19 protein-coding genes and 1 tRNA gene are annotated in these 17,007 nt (G+C 61.4%); 4 read left to right on the top strand and 16 right to left on the bottom strand.

What is annotated here, in order from left to right:
- Positions 1–3: 3 nt before the first annotated feature.
- The 4 genes from HDE77_RS18570 (at position 4) to HDE77_RS18555 (ending at position 2,460) form a co-directional block, all read left to right on the top strand.
- Positions 4–582: a hypothetical protein gene (locus tag HDE77_RS18570; protein ID WP_184419403.1), complete on the top strand. Its 579-nt coding sequence runs from the start codon at positions 4–6 to the stop codon at positions 580–582.
- 159 nt (positions 583–741) lie between these two features.
- The gene (locus tag HDE77_RS18565; protein WP_184419402.1) at positions 742–1,149 is read left to right on the top strand and encodes a hypothetical protein; all 408 of its coding nucleotides are present in this window, start codon (positions 742–744) and stop codon (positions 1,147–1,149) included.
- A 36-nt stretch (positions 1,150–1,185) separates the two neighbouring features.
- A complete protein-coding gene (locus HDE77_RS18560; RefSeq protein WP_184419401.1) occupies positions 1,186–1,725 on the top strand; it encodes a hypothetical protein in 540 nt (179 codons plus the stop codon).
- 408 nt (positions 1,726–2,133) lie between these two features.
- Positions 2,134–2,460: a hypothetical protein gene (locus tag HDE77_RS18555; protein WP_184419400.1), complete on the top strand. Its 327-nt coding sequence runs from the start codon at positions 2,134–2,136 to the stop codon at positions 2,458–2,460.
- Positions 2,461–2,541: 81 nt separating this feature from the next.
- Here the strand turns inward: HDE77_RS18555 and HDE77_RS18550 are convergent, their stop codons facing one another.
- From HDE77_RS18550 to HDE77_RS18475, 16 genes are all read right to left on the bottom strand, one after another.
- Positions 2,542–4,095, bottom strand: a complete 1,554-nt coding sequence (locus tag HDE77_RS18550; protein ID WP_221444359.1) for a DUF1254 domain-containing protein — start codon at positions 4,093–4,095, stop codon at positions 2,542–2,544.
- A 167-nt stretch (positions 4,096–4,262) separates the two neighbouring features.
- A complete protein-coding gene (locus HDE77_RS18545; protein WP_255482808.1) occupies positions 4,263–5,660 on the bottom strand; it encodes a DUF1254 domain-containing protein in 1,398 nt (465 codons plus the stop codon).
- 331 nt (positions 5,661–5,991) lie between these two features.
- Positions 5,992–6,077, bottom strand: a tRNA-Leu gene (locus HDE77_RS18540).
- A 25-nt stretch (positions 6,078–6,102) separates the two neighbouring features.
- The gene (locus HDE77_RS18535; RefSeq protein WP_184419399.1) at positions 6,103–6,684 is read right to left on the bottom strand and encodes a cysteine dioxygenase family protein; all 582 of its coding nucleotides are present in this window, start codon (positions 6,682–6,684) and stop codon (positions 6,103–6,105) included.
- A 48-nt stretch (positions 6,685–6,732) separates the two neighbouring features.
- On the bottom strand, positions 6,733–7,860 hold the full coding sequence (locus HDE77_RS18530; RefSeq protein WP_184419398.1) for a homoserine O-acetyltransferase: 1,128 nt from the start codon (positions 7,858–7,860) through the stop codon (positions 6,733–6,735).
- Positions 7,860–8,912, bottom strand: a complete 1,053-nt coding sequence (locus HDE77_RS18525) for a hypothetical protein (RefSeq protein WP_184419397.1) — start codon at positions 8,910–8,912, stop codon at positions 7,860–7,862. The genes HDE77_RS18530 and HDE77_RS18525 overlap by 1 nt, the downstream gene beginning before the upstream one ends.
- Positions 8,909–9,289, bottom strand: coding sequence for a cytochrome c-type biogenesis protein (locus HDE77_RS18520; protein WP_255482810.1), 381 nt, complete (start codon positions 9,287–9,289; stop codon positions 8,909–8,911). The genes HDE77_RS18525 and HDE77_RS18520 overlap by 4 nt, the downstream gene beginning before the upstream one ends.
- Before the next feature lie 143 nt (positions 9,290–9,432).
- Complete coding sequence (locus HDE77_RS18515; protein ID WP_184419395.1) at positions 9,433–9,975, bottom strand: DsbE family thiol:disulfide interchange protein; 543 nt, start codon at positions 9,973–9,975, stop codon at positions 9,433–9,435.
- Positions 9,972–11,945 carry a heme lyase CcmF/NrfE family subunit gene (locus HDE77_RS18510; RefSeq protein WP_184419394.1) on the bottom strand — a complete coding sequence of 658 codons (1,974 nt, stop codon included), beginning with the start codon at positions 11,943–11,945 and terminating at the stop codon, positions 9,972–9,974. The genes HDE77_RS18515 and HDE77_RS18510 overlap by 4 nt, the downstream gene beginning before the upstream one ends.
- On the bottom strand, positions 11,942–12,409 hold the full coding sequence (gene ccmE / locus HDE77_RS18505) for a cytochrome c maturation protein CcmE (protein ID WP_184419393.1): 468 nt from the start codon (positions 12,407–12,409) through the stop codon (positions 11,942–11,944). Before ccmE ends, HDE77_RS18510 begins: the two co-directional genes overlap by 4 nt.
- A gap of 25 nt (positions 12,410–12,434) precedes the next feature.
- Positions 12,435–12,656 carry a heme exporter protein CcmD gene (gene ccmD / locus HDE77_RS18500; RefSeq protein WP_184419426.1) on the bottom strand — a complete coding sequence of 74 codons (222 nt, stop codon included), beginning with the start codon at positions 12,654–12,656 and terminating at the stop codon, positions 12,435–12,437.
- 5 nt (positions 12,657–12,661) lie between these two features.
- Complete coding sequence (locus tag HDE77_RS18495; RefSeq protein WP_184419392.1) at positions 12,662–13,420, bottom strand: heme ABC transporter permease; 759 nt, start codon at positions 13,418–13,420, stop codon at positions 12,662–12,664.
- A 9-nt stretch (positions 13,421–13,429) separates the two neighbouring features.
- Positions 13,430–14,116: a heme exporter protein CcmB gene (gene ccmB / locus HDE77_RS18490; RefSeq protein WP_184419391.1), complete on the bottom strand. Its 687-nt coding sequence runs from the start codon at positions 14,114–14,116 to the stop codon at positions 13,430–13,432.
- 348 nt (positions 14,117–14,464) lie between these two features.
- A complete protein-coding gene (ccmA, locus tag HDE77_RS18485) occupies positions 14,465–15,100 on the bottom strand; it encodes a cytochrome c biogenesis heme-transporting ATPase CcmA (protein WP_184419390.1) in 636 nt (211 codons plus the stop codon).
- Between the two features lie 78 nt (positions 15,101–15,178).
- A complete protein-coding gene (locus tag HDE77_RS18480) occupies positions 15,179–15,589 on the bottom strand; it encodes a DUF3293 domain-containing protein (protein WP_184419389.1) in 411 nt (136 codons plus the stop codon).
- Positions 15,582–16,997 carry an NAD(P)/FAD-dependent oxidoreductase gene (locus tag HDE77_RS18475; protein WP_184419388.1) on the bottom strand — a complete coding sequence of 472 codons (1,416 nt, stop codon included), beginning with the start codon at positions 16,995–16,997 and terminating at the stop codon, positions 15,582–15,584. Before HDE77_RS18475 ends, HDE77_RS18480 begins: the two co-directional genes overlap by 8 nt.
- Positions 16,998–17,007 lie beyond the last annotated feature (10 nt).

The raw sequence follows: 17,007 nt of genomic DNA, 5'->3' as shown, positions 1-17,007 counted from the left end.
GCCATGAAACCATGCGTCACCATTGTGGTTTTTCTGCTTGCCATCAACTTGATCGACGGTACTTGGGCTACATCATTAGGATCGAAGCCACTGAATGTCCGTCAGATCCAGGATCTGCCGGTCGCCTGCCTGCCGGAAAATGAGGGTGAAAACATCGCATTGAAAGCGGCTGATGTTGCCTCAGACGATTCCGTCGAGGGCCCCAAAGGACGCTGGGCTATCGAATTGGTACCCGGTGCCAAGCCATTGACTGTTCACCCCGGCGAGTGTGTTGCCTTTGGCAAGCTGATTGATGGTTATCGACAACTCGGCGAAATCCGACCTCTCGAAGAAGGTAAAACTTACAGTTTCGGTCTTCGGCGAGGCGATCGGATCAATGACTGGGTCAGCAAGCTTTATGTTGGAGTGTTTTGCGTCATGCGTCTATCTGACGGCCGCCTAGCCTATCTGCCCTATGTGGATCATCCGGATGGCACGACCACCTATCCGCCTTGTGGCCGTTACATCGGCAGCCCTCCCGCGTCAGACGGCATCAATCCTCCGCGCCCACCCAGCTCCCTACCGATAAACAATCAGCCGTAAAGCCACTCGTCATCGTGAGTTTTCTTCTTGCCGTCAGCCCTGCTATCGGTATGGAGGCTAGGCCTATATGGCCACCACCGCCGAATATTCGACAAGTCCAGGACTATCCCGTTGCCCGCCTGCCCGAAGACGAAGACGAGAGTCGGGTATTGGCTCTTCATGGGCAAGCAGGACAAGGACACCGCCGTCACGCCCAATGGTCAGATGTACTACCCAGAGGCTATTTACCGGGATGACTTCGCCCTCAGACAGGACGGAGGCAGAGCCTTGTTCATGCACGAGATGGTACATGCCTGGCAATACCAGATGGGCTATGGCGTCAGGCGGCACGGTCTCACCGTCACCAGCCGCGGCCCCTCGGCCTATGAATATTCCCTCACGTCGAATAGCCGTCTGCGCGACTTCAATATGGAGCAGCAGGGCAATGTCATGTCTGACTATTACATGATTTGCATCCTTCGAAAGCCATCGCGCGCGTTCAATCCGGGCATGAATGCTGATCTATTACACCAAGTGATGACTCCTTTTGTCGCCAATTCGTTCGATAAGAGTCATCTACCCAGATAGCCTGAGTATATCGTCATGAAGCTATGTAACGTCGTTATGGGTTTTCTGTTTGTCTTCACCCTTGCTAGCAATGCTGCTGCCACATCGTTGGGAGCGAAACCTCTCAATGTTCGGCAAATCCATAACTTCCCTGTCGGTTGCTTGCCAGAGAACGAGGGTGCAAGTATCGAATTGAAATCAGCGGATGTTATCGGGGAATCTCTTCAGGAAGATGGAGCGCCACAGCAATGGGCCATCGAGCTTATACCCGGTTCCAAGCCGAGGATTGTGCTACCGGGTGAATGTATAGCCTTCGATATGCCTATTGATGGCTACAGACAGGTTGGCGAGTTCCATCCGCTTGAAGAGGGTAAAACTTATAGTTTTGGACTACGGCGCGGCGATCGGCTCAACGACTGGGTTAGCAAGCTGTATGTCGGTATGTTCTGTGTCCAGCGTGCTCCGGATGGCCACCTTGCCTATCTGCCCTACATTATGAACGTTGGCCCGAAAGGCCGCACCATCACCTATCCATCTTGCGGCCGTTACGCCGGACTTCCTCCCGCGCCAGACGGCATCAATCCTCCGCGCCAATAACCCCCGATCATGAAGCCGCTCGTCATCGTGGGTTTTCTGTTACATCAACCGTTCGCATGCCATTTCGCGATTTCAAAATCGCAAGTCGAAGACCTGTCAAAATATCTAGACGTCCGTTTGCGTAAAAATGAGTTACCCAATTTTCACCAGATCGAAGATGACTTCCGTGCTCGCGAGGGCTGAAGCCCGGTGAAGCCCGGGGTTAGGTTCATTTTTGCCAGACTTGAGCCTACGACCGCGCAATTTTCCGCGGCCTCTCAAGCTCCCTGATGGCGGCATCTCAGCCGAACTCCGCTTCGATCGCCTCCTGGATATGCGTCGTTCCCAGCGCGCGTTGCTTTCGTCAGAAAATGAAGCTGCCCCCGGCTCCTGCGGACCCCGGCTCCTGAAACCGTCGACGGAAATCTAGTGCTCAGAAAGCTGCCTGATTTGGGAAGCTTCGATGATCGCGATGAAAAGGTCGTCAATATCGGTCTCCACCTGGGCCGCCGACCCATCTTTGCCTTCGGCAATTCCGACGGCGATCTATCGATGCTTCGGTACACGCTGCAGAGCGCTGGCGTCAGGCTTGGTCTGCTGTTGCACCACGACGATGCGGCGCGGGAGTTTGCTTATGATCGGGACTTCAATATCAGCCCGTTGAGCGACGGATTGGAGCATGCCGATGCATATGGCATTCGTCTAGTCAGCATGAAGAACGACTGGCGGAGTGTTTTTCCCTACGCATCAATCTAAGTATCACCCTGCAGGGCTATTCAGTTACCTGGCACCTGCCTTCGACCAGAAGCGCATCACCGAAAAACCCAGAGCTTGCCGTTACGGCGCCTTTACTATCGGGGGCGGGGTCCAGGAGCCATCCGTGATGGCGGTATCGGGCCAATAGGCCCGGATGTAGAGCGAGAAATCATCCGCTGGCGCAGGAAGCCAATTGCTTTCTTTGTCTTTGCCTGGGGAAGTGTGTTGGACATAGATGGTGAGCGATCCATCGGCGTTGCTCTTGAGGTTTCTGCTCTTGGTGCCCAAGGAGAAGCGGTTAAGAGCGTTTGGCTCGAACAAGTGGTGCTTGTTGTACATGGTCAATGACCAGAACCCTTTCACTGGCGGCGTCTGGCCCTTGGGAAAAGTAATCATGTAAGCGTTGCTGCCCGAGCTATTGAGCCTTACACCCGTGGAGTCGAAGTCGGTGTAGATGTATCGTGTTTCCTGCGGGGCGTTGTCGTACATGTTCGACTTGGCCGTCGCCGTGCGTGATAGATAGTCCAGGCCCCAGTGGGCGCCATTGGGCGGCGACGTCCAACCGTTGCCCACGGGACGACCGTTGTTGCGGAACTCAAACAGCGGGGCAATGATCTCCTTCTCCGAGGCGACGGCTGCCTGCACCAAGGCCTGCTTGATCTGCGGATCTTTCGCAGCTGCATCCAGTACTGACTGAATCGTGGCGTAGAGCGACTCCTCGCCGGGTTGTGGCGGGATCTGCTTCATGACCACAGGCAGTTCGTCGAAGAACTTTTCAGGAACCACCCACTGGATTTCGCCTGATCCCATGCCTGGAGGCGTAGGGAAATTTGGCGTCTTGTGCCAATCCATGGTCTTCATCTTCCCGTCGAACTTGTCCAACGGATACACCATGATCTGGCTCAACGTCTTTTGTATAGCCGCCTTGTCCGCCGGCGTATCGTCCATGAAGGCGCGAGGCAATACGACAACGAGGTCGGTGGACGAACGGCACACGTCCGTGATGCCCTTCGGTACCTGTCCTTTCCAGTTTGGACCGGCCAGCAGATAGAAGCCCGGCTTTGTTCCGTATTGCTTGCCGATGGAACAGATGGAGTCCGTTCGTGCATCGGCGATTTGATAGACATAGAAGCGATCGCCAAAATCGGGCACTTGAACGACGACCGGCTGCGTGTCGACGTGCTGGTAGCCGGCGCCATAGACGGTGTCCTGATTGGGGCACGTAATGAACTTCTGATCCGGCTTGATGTAATCGGTCAGCATGCTGATAGCACCGGGGGGCGACACCGGAACAACGCCGCCATTACGCCCGGGGCCTGGAAGCTTGGCTATGGCGAGGGCTCTGTTGTAATTGTTCACGAGTGGCCAGCCCCAGATGTACGCCATGCGACCGACCGCCTGGACGTACTCCTTGGTCATAACTGTGCCAGCCGGCGTACTTTGAAGTTCGCTTGCATTGCCGGCGGCCGGCACTTGAGTTGAGCCCGACGGGGTCTGCGCGTCGATCGATGAACATGCGTGCACCAGTCCATCCACACCGAACAGCAATACGAGCGCCACGGAGAAGAGCGGTAGTGCCTTGGACATGACTATGTCTCCGATTCCGAATGATCTGCGCGCGCTGTTCAGCGGCATGCAGGATGCATATATCCCAGCCTGGGGCGTTGGAAGGCGCCTTCGCGGTAGTACCGAACGGGAGCGAGTAGAAACACCTAAGCTGTGAGTCACACGCTGATTCGTCGCACGTCCAAACTCACCCACAGCAGACATTGACGACTCATTCTTGCGAGCACTTATCGCGGCTACTTCAAAACCTCGACGTCCGGCAGTTTCCATGTCTTGTCGAAGAAGGACTTCTCTGGACCATAGAGGCGAAAGAGAACCTCGAACCGCCCGTGAGCATTCGTCGGTATCCAGTTGCTCTCTTTGCCGGCAGGTGCGACCGCACCAAAATAGAGGTCCACAGACCCATCCTCATTCTTTTGGAGTCCGGGTGTGTTTGAGCCCCGACTGGACCAACGCGTGTCGCGAATCAGCGCGTGTGTGTCACCGTCATACGCTGTGGCTGACCAGTAGAGCTTGACCGGCGGGTTTGCAGGGACATGCAACCCGTAAGTCTTGCCGTCTCCCATGCGATGGCCATCCTTGTCCTTGATGGTCATCAGATAGTACTGCCCCGCACCGAGATGTTTGGCGGAGAAATAGGCCAACGAATAGCTGATCGCCCGGCCATCAACCGGGTAGCTGTTCGGGTCAGAGAAGTTGTTGGTCATCCCTTGCACCACCTTTGGTGACGCAGGTAGCGCCCAATGCGTTCCCTCGTTGAAGGGAGGAATGAAAACACTCTCAGTCCAAAGCTCGATGAGCGCTTTACCTTCCGGCGCAGCATGGTCAAATGCAGCTTTGTTGCCAGCCGAGGCGGCGCTCGCATTCCCTTTCACGATGCCGATGGAAGCCAGTGTGTCGATCATGGCCTTATCGCGAGTTAGCCACGGCTCAACCTGCACAAAGCGGTCCAGCGCCGCGAAAAAGCGTGAGTCATAGGGAATGGTGGCGTCGTACGGCTTGTCATAGGCATCGACGAAGTGCGTTTCGGCCTGGGGTTCATTCCCTCGCGGAAGCGGGTAGAACTTGATGCGCTTCCCGTAGGCGACTGCATCGGCAACGTCAGCGTCACTCCCGCTCTTTAGATTTGATCGCAGCAAGGCGAACCCTTGATACGTACTGGACGGCATCGGTATGTAGCCGTCGGGCACCTTATCCTTGTAGCCCGGCGGGAGGATTAGGTACTTGCCCCCTTTGCCCTTGTCCACGCCGGCGGGGCCAACATCTTCGAGCGCGATCTGCCAGCCATCATCCACGCTGCCGGTGATGGATCCGTCTCCGGCCGCGGGAATCTCCAGGACGACAGGGCGGCTTCGGGTGTCATAGAACGGTGTGAAGTAGATGGTATCGGGATTCGGTGTCAGGGTCTGATCTTTCCAGTTGACCGGCTTGGACCAGTAGACAATTTCATTCGGCCCACCGCCTATGGTTTTGAAAGCGTCGAGCATCAGCTGAAAATTGACGGCTGGCATGCCCCAGATCAGCGCCTCCACTGCTCGGCGCTCCACGTTGCGCTGTTGCAGAGCCTCGGGGTCATTTGGCGAGGCCGAACCGTGCCTGGTCGGTGGACCGGCGTTCGCCATGCTGGTGGTCAAAAGCAGTATCGCTAACGCTGCAGGAAGGAGAGTTCGCGATGCCATGAGCTGCTTCCGGTGCGGGAACGCAGGCAACTTACTCTGGGCATCATCAGGCACGCATCGGCAGAACAACGGGGGGCAGGTCGGTACTTCTACTTATACTCTTGGTCAGCCCGTAAGCGTTCTCAAGTCTCTTCTGACCGGAATCAGACGCGAGCAACTATCGCGAGGAGATGAGCTGCAGAGCTAGCCGGGTCAGTTCGCACACCCATGGAGATCTTAATCGGCGGACGTTCGCGAGCTTTAGCCAGACATGAAAAACCCCGCACAAGGCGGGGTTTTCAATAACTGGTACCGGTGATAGGACTCGAACCTACACGACATCGCTGCCAGCGGATTTTGAGTCCGCCGCGTCTACCATTCCGCCACACCGGCACAGAAGCTGCTGATTATGCCGGTTTCAGTGGACGCGGTCGAGCCCCAATACGCGGACGTTGCGCGCGTACCAGCGATCTTCGGGCAGCGGCTGGAATACTGCGCACTGGGTCATCGGGCCGGAGTAGATGTGCAGGCTGACGGTGACCGCGCTGTCGCTGGGGTTGCGGATGCTGTGGTATTCGTGGGGCGGGATCAGGCTGCCGGCGGAGCCGGTGCCGGCCTGGATCGAGCCGACGGGCTGGAAACGGTAGTTCTGCGCGTCGTGCTCCAGCAGTTCGTATTGCACGATTTCCAGTGCGCCGTTCCACACGCCCTCGACGCACCACATGCCGTCGTGATCGTGGATCGGGGTTCCCTGGCCTGGCCCCCAGGTCATCGCCACCACGCAGTAGCCATGTTCTTCGCTGCGATACAGCTCGCGGCGGGCATAGTGTTCGGCACAGGGCTCGAACACGCAATCGGGCAGCTTCACCGCGTTCTCACGGATCAGCTTGCACAGGCTGTTGCGCAGGCTGTCGGTGAGGTCGTGGGTGTTCGGTTTGGCCACGGCGGCGTCGATCGCGTCGATCAGGGTGCGGCTGCCGGGGAAATCCAGGGTAAGCATGATGTTCTCGGGTGGTGCTTGAAGCTGCGTATGTTACCAGTGAGGTAGTTAGCGGGTCGCTAGCCGGTTCAGGAAACCGCCGATCGCACGGCTGTAGTTCTCGATATCGACCAGGAACGCGTCGTGGCCCTGCGGTGAATCCAGTGCCACGAATTCGACCTTGGCGCCGGCAGCTTCCAGGCCCTGGGCGATCTGCTCCTGCTGCTGCAGCGGAAACAGGATGTCGGTGCTCACGCCGATCACCATCGCCTGTTCGATGCGAATGCGCTGAAGACCTTCATGCACGTTGCCTTGGCCGTATTCGGCGATGTCGAACCAGTCGCTGGCGCGCGACAGGTACAGGTAACTGTTCGGGTCGAAGTTGCGCACGAAGCGCTGGGCGTGGCCTTCAAGATACGACTCGACCTGGAACTCGCGGCCGAACGGTTCGTCCTCGCGCTGCTCCGGGTCGAGCCGGATGCGTGCGAAGCGGCCGTTCCATTCCATCGCCGATCGGTATGTGATCACGCCGAGCTTGCGCGCGATGCTCATGCCGATGTCGGGATAGTTGCCGCCTTCAGCAGCGTGGATATCGTAGTTGCCATCGTTCCAGTGCGGATCGAGGCGAATCGCCTCGCGCTGCAACGAGCGGATCGCGATCGCAAAGGGTTGGGCCTGCGGCGCCGTATCGACGCTGATATGCGCACGCACGCTGCCGGGGTGCAGCAGCATGTAGGCCAGCGCGCTCATGCCACCCATCGAGCAACCGATCAGGCAGGCCAGTTGCGTGATGCCGAGGCTGCTGACGGCAGCGTGTGCGGCGTTCGCCACGTCTTCCAGCGCCAGCTCGGGAAACGTCAATCGGTACGCTTCGCCGGTGGCCGGATCGATTGAGGCGGGGCAGGTCGAGCCCTTGTCGCTGCCCAATGAATTGACGCAGATCACGAACCAGCGCGAGGTGTCGATGGCCTTGCCCGGGCCGGCCATGTCTTCCCACCAGCCTGGCGTGGGATCTTCTGCGCAGGAGGTCATGTGCGCGCTGGGCGAAAGGCCGGTGAGAACCATCACGGCGTTGTCGCGCGCGGCGTTCAAACTGCCCCAGGTTTCGTAGGCGACATGCGCACCGTGCAGCTTGCCCCCACGCTTCATCGCGAACGGCGAGGGCAGGGTGAAATAGCGGCGCGCGTCGTGGCTCATCAGTGCACCTTGTCGATCGTGATCGTGATCGGTGTCTTGCTGTCCACCGCAACAATACCGGCATTGCCTTCCAGATCGCCGGGCTGGGCGATCGGCTGACCGCTGTGGGTGATCCGTGCGCCGACGAAGACGCGCGGGACCGATGAGAGTTTCATGGCCGGTGTCATCGCCATCGCATCGGTCAGCGTGACGCTGGTCGGGAGCTGGCTGACATCCAGTTTGGCTACGGCGAGTGGCATTGGCGGACCGTTCTCGGCGCGGGCATAGACGAACAGCGTATCGCCCGGGGCCAATTTGGCTTTGAGTGCAGGCGCCAGCGATATGTTCACTTGCAGAGCAGCTCCCTGCGCGACCGCAGCGAGTGCATTGCCTGATGTGTCAGCGGGCGCGCCACCAGCGCGAGCATCGGCGGCTGCGATCTGCTGAGCCACCGCCTGGGCAACCTGCGACCCCGGCTCAAGCTGCGGTTGCAGCAGGCGCCAGGTAGCTGCCGCGTCGTGGTACTGACCGTGCTGGAAGTCGCTGATACCGAGCAACCACAAACCGCGTTGACTGTCTGGCTGCAGCAGTACGGCACGTTTGAGCAGATCCAGCGCGCGACCTTCGATCTTGTGGTCGTTGCTCAGCATCGAATCGGCTTCTGCCCAGCCAACCATCGCTTCGGCGTTGTTCGCGTCGAGCTTCAATACATGATCATACGCATCACGTGCAGCGACCGGGTCGCGCTGCATCATGCTGGTCTGCGCCAGCAGCATCCAGCCCTGCCGGTCGCCCGGCTGTTGGGCCAGGTGGTTGCGCAATTCGTCGATCGCCTGCTGCACGGTCAGCGTTTGATCGGGTTGCGCGGCAACCCCGTTCAGCGCGACCGGCGTGCCGACCAGCAGGTACAGGCCGGCAGCCGTCAGCGGCAGCACGAAGGCAACCGCCAGTGCCAGCGCAAACACGCTGCGCGGGCGACCCGATTGCCGGCCCTGGCGTACCAGCGGCAGCAACAAGGCGGCCAGCGCCACAGCGATCATCACTGCGGCGGCTATGTAAAAAACGATCTTCACCAGTCGTCCCCGTTGTCGGTCGGCGTACTGTCAGAGGGCATGCCGGCGGTGGTGCCGGCACGACTGCGTTTGCGGATGGCCATCAGGACCACGCCGGCGCCACCGAGCAGGATCAACAGCGGGCCGAACCAGAGCAGCATGGTGCCGAGCTTCAGCGGCGGGTCGTACAGCACGTAGTCGGAATACCGGGCGACCAGATACTGCTTGATCTGCTCGTCGCTCTGGCCGTGCTGCATCAGCTGGAAGATCTGGTTGCGCAGATCGCGCGCGATCGGTGCATTGGAATCGGCCAGCGTTTCGTTCTGGCACATCGGACAACGCAGCTGTGCTGTCAGCTGCTGGAAGCGCACTTCCTGCGCGTGGTTGGCGAACGGCATCGGCTCGATCGCCTGCGCGTGGGTCGCGCTGGCAAACACCAGACATGCCAGCAACAAGACGTGTAGGAGCGCACCCTGTGCGCGAACGATGCCGAGCCGGAAGCTTTTTCGCGCACAGGGTGCGCTCCTACAAAAGCTGCGCATCACGGCGTTTCCTTTTGCAGCGCTGCAATCGCCGGCTTCAATTCCGAGGTGACCACGTCCTCGGTCATCGGCCCGATGTGCTTGTAGCGGATCACACCTTTGCCATCGATCAGAAAACTTTCCGGCGCACCGTACACGCCGAAGTCGATCGCGGTCTGGCCCGGTTGGTCGGCGATCAGCACGCCATACGGATTGCCGTGTTCGGCCAGCCAGTGCTTGGCGTCCTCCGGCGCGTCCTTGTAGTCGTAGCCCACCAGCAGCACGCCGAGGGTCGGGGCTTCGGCCTGCAACACCGGATGCTCCACGCCGCATTCCACGCACCAGCTGGCGAAGACATTCAGCAGATACGGCTTGCCCAGCAGATCCGACTTGCTGACGGTTACCGTAGGCTCGTACAGCTTGGGCAGTACAAAGGCCGGTGCCGGTTTGTTGAGCAACGGTGACGGAATGGCCTGCGGATCGTGTTGGGTGTTCCACCAGATGCCAAAGCCGAACAGCTCCACCAACAACACGAAAGCGAAGAACGGAAGCAGCCGGCTCATGCGCGCGTTTCCTGCACCAGCAGGCCTTCAACGGCTTCGCTTTCGACGATGCGCTTGATGCGGAAACGCTTGTCCGCGGCGCAGATGAAACCGCCCAGCATCATCAGCAGGCCGCCGCCCCAGATCCAGCGGACAAAGGGCTTGTAGTAAAGCCGCAGCGACCAGGCACCTTCGATGTTCGCGGTGTCCATCGGCTCACCCAGCGCCACATACAGGTCGCGAAAGAGTCCGGCATCCACGGCCGATTCCGTCTGTACCTGGCCGCGCAGGTAAGTGCGCTTCTGCGGATGCATCACAGCGACCAGGTTGCTCCCACGGGTGACGGTGACCACGCCCTGGTCAGCGCGCCAGTTGGGTCCGGTGGTCTGGTGTACGCCATCGAAGCGGAATTCATAGCCCGCGATGTGTTGGGTCTGGCCCGGTGCCATGCGTACGTCGCTGGTCACGCTGAGCGATTCGGTGATCAACACGCCGGCCACAAACACGCCCACGCCAAGATGTGCCAGCAACATGCCGGCCATCTCGGCTGGATAACGTCGCCCGGCTGGCATTTCACGCCAGCGCTTGAGCGCATACAGCCCGACGCCAACACCCAGCCATACCAGCGACGCCACGCCGGCGATCGCCTTGGGCTGACCGTCCACGAAGAATGCCGCCACGATTGCACAGGCAGCTGCGGCGATGCCGGCGCGCATCAGTACCTGCTTGAGTACCGTCGTGTCGCCCTTGCCCCAGCGCAGAAACGGCCCGAACGGCAGAAGCAGCACCACCGGCAGCATCAGCAGCGGAAACAGGAAACCGAAATAGGGCGGCCCGACCGAGATCCGGCCCATGTTCAATGCATCGCCGACCAGCGGGAACAACGTGCCCAGCAGCACCATCGCCGCGGCCACTGCGAACATCAGGTTGCCGATCAGTAAGACAGTTTCGCGCGACAGCAGCTTGAACGCTTTGCCGCCGGCCACCTTGGGCGCACGTAGTGCATACAGCAGCAGCGAACCGCCGACCACGATCGTCAGGAACGCCAGGATGAACACGCCGCGGCGCGGATCGGAGGCAAACGCATGCACTGACGTGAGTACGCCCGAGCGCACCAGGAACGTACCGAGCAGGCTCAGCGAGAACGCGAAGATCGACAGCAGGATGGTCCATGCGCGCAGACTTCCGCGCTTTTCGGTGACAGCTTGCGCGTGGATGAGCGCCAGACCGACCAGCCACGGCATGAAGCTGGCGTTTTCTACGGGATCCCAGAACCACCAGCCGCCCCAGCCCAGTTCCGCATAAGCCCACCAGCTACCGGCGACAATGCCGCAGGTGAGGAACGCCCACGCGACATTCGTCCACGGCCGCGCCCAGCGCACCCACGCCTGTTCCAGTTCGCCGCCGAGCAACGCAGCGATCGAAAAGGCGAACGCCACCGAGAAGCCGACATAGCCCGTATACAACACGGGCGGATGGAACGTCATGCCCGGATCCTGCAGCACCGGATTCAGATCGCCGCCGTCGCCGGGCATCGGCAATAGCCGTCCAAACGGATCGGAGGTGAAGATGATGAAGGCCAGAAAGCCCACCGCGATCAAGCCCATCACCGCGAGTACGCGGGCGGCAAATACTTCGGGCAGTTTCTGGCTGAACGTGGCCAGCGCGACCGTCCACACGTTGAGGATGAAGATCCACAGCAGCAGCGAACCTTCGTGCGCGCCCCACACCGCCGCGATGCGGTAGTACCACGGCAGCGCCAGGTTTGAATTCTCGGCGACGTAGCGCACCGAGAAATCGAAGTGCACGAACGCCCACACCAGGATCCCGAACGCCAGTGCCACGAACACCGCCTGACCGGCTGCGGCAGGCCGCGCAACCGCCATCAGCGCGCGATTGCCGCGCCAGGCACCGATCAACGGCAGGATGCCCTGCGCCAGCGCCAGCAGCAGCGCCAGGATCAGCGCAAGTTGGCCGAGTTCGGGGGTCATGGCATGTCACCCTGCGCAGCGCCTGCTTCGACCTTCTTGTTGGCGTGCGCCTTGGCCATCGCGTCCTTCAACTCTTTCGGCATGTAGGTCTCGTCATGCTTGGCCAATACTTCGGTGGCGATGAAGCGTGCGTTGTCCATGTGCCCGGTCGCGATCACCGACTGGTCGTCGCGAAACAGGTCGGGCAGGATTCCGGTGTATTCCACTGGCATCGTGCCGCTGGCGTCGACCACGGTGAAGGTGACCTGGAGCGAGTCCTTGCTGCGCTGGATCGAACCGGCCTTGACCATGCCGCCGAGACGGAAGGTTTTGTAACTGCTCGCCTGACCCGACTGCACCTGGCTCGGGGTCAACAGGTAGTTCATGTTCTGCTGCAGCGCGTACACGCCAAGACCGACCGCCACGGCGGCAGCGGCCACGACCAGTGCGACGATGATGAGCCTGCGTTTACGGGTGGGATTCATGGGCATGTCGTGAGCCGTCCCGTTGTTAGAGAGACGGTGGGGTGGTGATGGGGGTACTGCTTGCGCGATCGGGGCGTACGCGACTCTGTCGAGCATCCTGACGCGCCAGGCGCGCACGCAGTTCGCGCAGCACGCGGCGGCGACGCAACCTGGGGGCTACGGTGTCGACGATCAGCACGATGAAGAACACCGCGTAGGCCGGCCATACATAGGCGGCATAACCGCCCATCGCAAAAAAGGTCTGCACGTTGCTCATTGGCCGGCCTCGCTTTCAGCGATTTGGCGCACCCAATCCTTGCCGCCTTCCAGCGCGAGCAGGTCGGTGCGCACGCGGCGGAACAGGCTGGCGACGTAATAGAACTTGGTCGCCAGCATCATGCAAAGCAGCGGCCACAGCATGTCCCCGGAAATCTTCGACTGGCCGAACAGATTGATCGTGCTGCCCTGATGCAGGGTATTCCACCAGTTCACCGAGAAATGCACGATCGGCACGTTGATGATGCCGATGATCGCCAGGAACGCGGCAGCGCGCGCACCCTGACGGCGATCCTCGAACGCGTGGTACAGGCCGATCACGCCGAGATAGAGGAACAGCAGCACCAGCTCGGAGGTGAGTCGCGCATCCCACGTCCACCAGGTGCCCCACATCGGCTTGCCCCACAGGGAGCCGGTGACCAGCGTGATGAAGGTGAACGCCGCGCCGATCGGCGCGGATTCCATCGCCACCACTTCAGCCAGCTTGATCCGCCACACCAGCGCGATGAACGCCGCCACGCCCATCACCCCATAAATGAACATGCTCATCCACGCGCTGGGCACGTGGATGAAGATGATCCGGTAAGCCTCGCCCTGCTGATAGTCGGCCGGCGCCAGCACCAGGCCGCCATACAGCGCGACCGCGCCAAGCAGCAGCGCCAGCGCCATCGCCCACGGGCGCAAGGTACCGGCGAAGCGGTAGAACGTCGGCGGCGAGCCGAGCTTGTGCAACCAGAGGGGGATCCAGTTAGACATGATGGGTGGTCAAGCGTCCAAGGCAATACGAAGGGCGGCCGCGCAGGCCAGTGGCGCCAGTACCACGGCAAGCACCAAGGCGGCACCGAGCCAGGCGATCGGCGCGAGCCACGGCAGTCCCTGTTGGGCGGCCGCCACGGCACCGGCTGCAAAGATCACCGCCGGCACACACAGCGGCAGCAACATCAAGGCGAGCAGCATACCAGAGCGCCGGGTGCCGGCCGTCAGCGCGACCAGTACCGCACCGAGCAGACTGAGCAGCGGGGTGGCCAGCAAGAGCGCCAGCAGCAGCACCGGAATGACCGCTCCAGGCAGGTGCAGCATGCCGGCCAGCAGCGGTGCGATCACGATCAGCGGCAGTGCGGTGGTGAGCCAGTGGGCGAGGATTTTCATGCCCAGCATCAGCGCCAGCGGTTGCGGCGCCAGTACCAATTGTTCCAGCGAACCGTCTTCGATATCGCTGGAGAACATCGCATCCAGCGCCAGCAACATCGCCAGCAACACGGTAACCAGCACTACGCCGCCGGCGATCCGCTGCAGCAGGGTGTCCTCCGGCCCCAGCGCAAACGGAAACAGCATCGTCACGATCAGCGCGTACAGCACCGGCATCGCGATGTCGCCGCGTCGACGCCACGCCAGCGTGAGATCGCGCCGCAGCATGGCGGCGCAGGCGGTGAGCAGGCCGGGACGGTTCATCGCTGTGCTCCCTCCGCTGCGAGCAGTGGAGGGTTAGGGAGGGGTGAGGCGTTTGAGCAAGGGCGAACCTCCGCGCAGCCTCTCCCTGCGCCCTTCTTCGGGGCGAGCAGGGGGAGAAACCAATGTGCCAGCAGCTGCGCATAAGTCATGAGTGCAGTTATCAGGCCCGATGGTTCATTGCTGTGCTCACTCCTCTGCGCGCTCCGAAGAGGGGACTCCCTTTGATCGCAGGGAGGGGTGGGGAGACGCAAGGCTCCGCGGAGGCAAGAGCGAACCCCCTCCCAGCCTCCCCCTGCGAGCAGGGGGAGGGGCAGAAGCGCCATCTGAGGGGCATTAGTCATGGGCGCGTTAGTCATGCATGCGAATCCGCTGGGGCTCGCCGCCATGGAAGCTCACCGCGCCATGACTGGTGACCATCGCCGCGCCACCACGCGCGGTGTGCATCTCGAGTAATTGATTGACCAGTGCGATGCCGATGCGGTCGAGGTTCGCAAAGGGCTCGTCGAGCAGCCATAGCGTCGCTGGCAGCAGCAGCAATCGCGCCAGCGCGGCACGCTTTTTCTGGCCGGCGGAAAGCCGGCGCACAGGTTCATCTTCGTAGCCGCCCAGGCCAATCTCGGTTAGCACCGCCGCTGCGCTCATGCCCTCGCGACTGCCGTTCAGGCCGGCCGCCATGTGCAGGTTTTCACGCGGGCTGAGATCGGCCTTGAGGCCGAGCTGATGGCCAAGAAACAGGATTTCGCCGGCGCAACGGTCGCGCTGCAGCGGTTCACCGCGCCAGCGCAGTTCGCCGTCGCTGACGTGCAGCAATCCGGCGAGGATGCGCATCAGGGTGGTCTTGCCGCTGCCGTTGTCGCCTTCGATCAAGGCCAGCTCGCCTGCGTGCAGGCGAAAATCCAGCGGCGCGAACACCGGTTCGTCCTGTCGCTGGAAGCTCAAGGCCCGCGCTTCAAGCAGGGGCACGGCGGTGTTTGCGGCGGTCATTGCCTTGATTGTCCGCAATGCCGACCGCGCTTGTCCATGCGGCGCGCTGCCGCTGGTTCAGGGACTCTGGACATGGCCTCAAGGACGCATCAAACGTAGGCGGGCAATTTCGATACCTTGGCCGTGCACATAGGCGTTTTGCTCATAGTGCAAGCCCAATGCGTCCAGCGTGGGGAGGTCCGGGCCGATCACGAACAGGCTGGGCTCACTCCAGCCGCTGGCGCCCACCCCGATCGCCGGATAGATCATCGCTTCCGGCGATGCGCGCAACGCGGCCAACAGTTCGCGCTGGGCGGTAAGGTTGTCCGCCGGCGAACGCGGCACCGAGCGAGGATTCCACGCCGTGATGAATCCCCACGAGCGGGTGCCGACGAGTGCCTGCAGCGATGTCGGCAGCGGCTGGTCGATACGGATGCTTGCCCATTCCACCTCGTCGAGACAGACGAGGTAGTCGGTGGCGCGAAACGCATCGACCAGCGCCTTATCCATGTCGCAGCGGTGGTAACGGTGGCAGGCTGGTGCGCAGCAGGCTCACCGCCGCGTCGAGATCGACGTCTGCTACGCGAGTCGTGCCGCGCAGCAATTGTTCGAGCAGCACGTCCTGTGCCTGTCCCCGTTCGAGCGCGTAGGCGTAAGGCAAATGGGAGAACGTGACCATCCGGTAGCGCGCCATGTAGTGCTCAGGCGCACGGGTGGCCAGCAACGCGCCCAGTTCGCGCTTGGCCAGGTAATGCGGGTCGGCGACTGAATCACGCATCTCGAGGTAGTTTTCCAGCGCCATCGTGGCGATCGCGTTCGCATTGGGCTGGCGCACGCGCTGGAACTCGGCGAACACCTCGGCGCTGTCGTTCGGCGCGGCGGCCAGCAAATTCGCCAGCACCACGGTGTCCTCGAAACCACAGTTCATGCCCTGGCCGTGGAACGGCACGATCGCGTGGGCGGCGTCGCCAATCAGCAAGGCGCGGCCATCCAGATGCCAGCGATCCAGATACAGCGTGGACAGGGTGCCGACCGGGTGGCTGTCGTAGTCTTCCTTGAAGCGTGGGAGCAAGGACAGTAGCCCCGGGAACTGCTCGCTGAAGAAGGCCGCCGCGGCAGTCGCATTCGGCAGGTTGGCGAAACTCGGTGCTGTGCTGTGAGCGGGCGACTGGCTTGCCAAAAACAAGGTGACCGTGAAACTGCCCTCGGTATTTGGCAGCGCGATGCACATAAAGCTGCCGCGCGGCCAGATGTGCAGCGCGTTTGGCTCCAGCGCGAACTGGTCGCGGCCGCCGCTGAGTTGCAGTACGGCGGCGGGCAATTCGCTGCTCGGCGGAATCTCCAGTTCCTTATAACCGTGGCCGAGCGATTCGATCCGTTCGCCCAGGGGGCTATAGGCATTCATGGCCGCGCGCACGGCAGAACCGGCGCCATCGGCGCCAATCAGCATGCCGACCTGCTGGCTACGTTCCACACCCGCCTCATCGACCATCCGGATGCGTTGCTGGTCGAAGTCAGCGCTGACCAGCGACTGGCCGAAATGAAACTGCACGCCCGCCGCTTCGGCCGCATCCAGCAGCAGCATGTTCAATGCGCCGCGCGAGACCGACCAGATGACTTCACTATCGTCCACGCCGTAGCGTTGCAGGCCGCTGTTGCCATCGCGGTCGTGCACCATCCGGCCGCGCATCATGACGGCGCGCTGCAGTACGCCGTCAGCCAACCCGGCGCTGCGCAGTGCCTGCAAGCCGCGTTCAGCCAAAGCCAGGTTGATCGAGCGACCACCCTGGAAACCGGCCAGCCGCGGATCGGCGCGTTTTTCGTAGACCTCGACGGCAAAGCCGCACTGCGCCAGCTGTTGGGCGAGCAGGGCGCCGACCAGGCCGCCGCCGATGAGGGTGATGGGTTGCTTCGCCATGCTGCGATCC

This window comes from Rhodanobacter sp. MP7CTX1, from assembly GCF_014205795.1.
GTDB lineage: Bacteria > Pseudomonadota > Gammaproteobacteria > Xanthomonadales > Rhodanobacteraceae > Rhodanobacter.
Note: the sequence above shows the minus strand (reverse complement) of the source record. Positions and strands in the feature narration are given on the sequence as shown.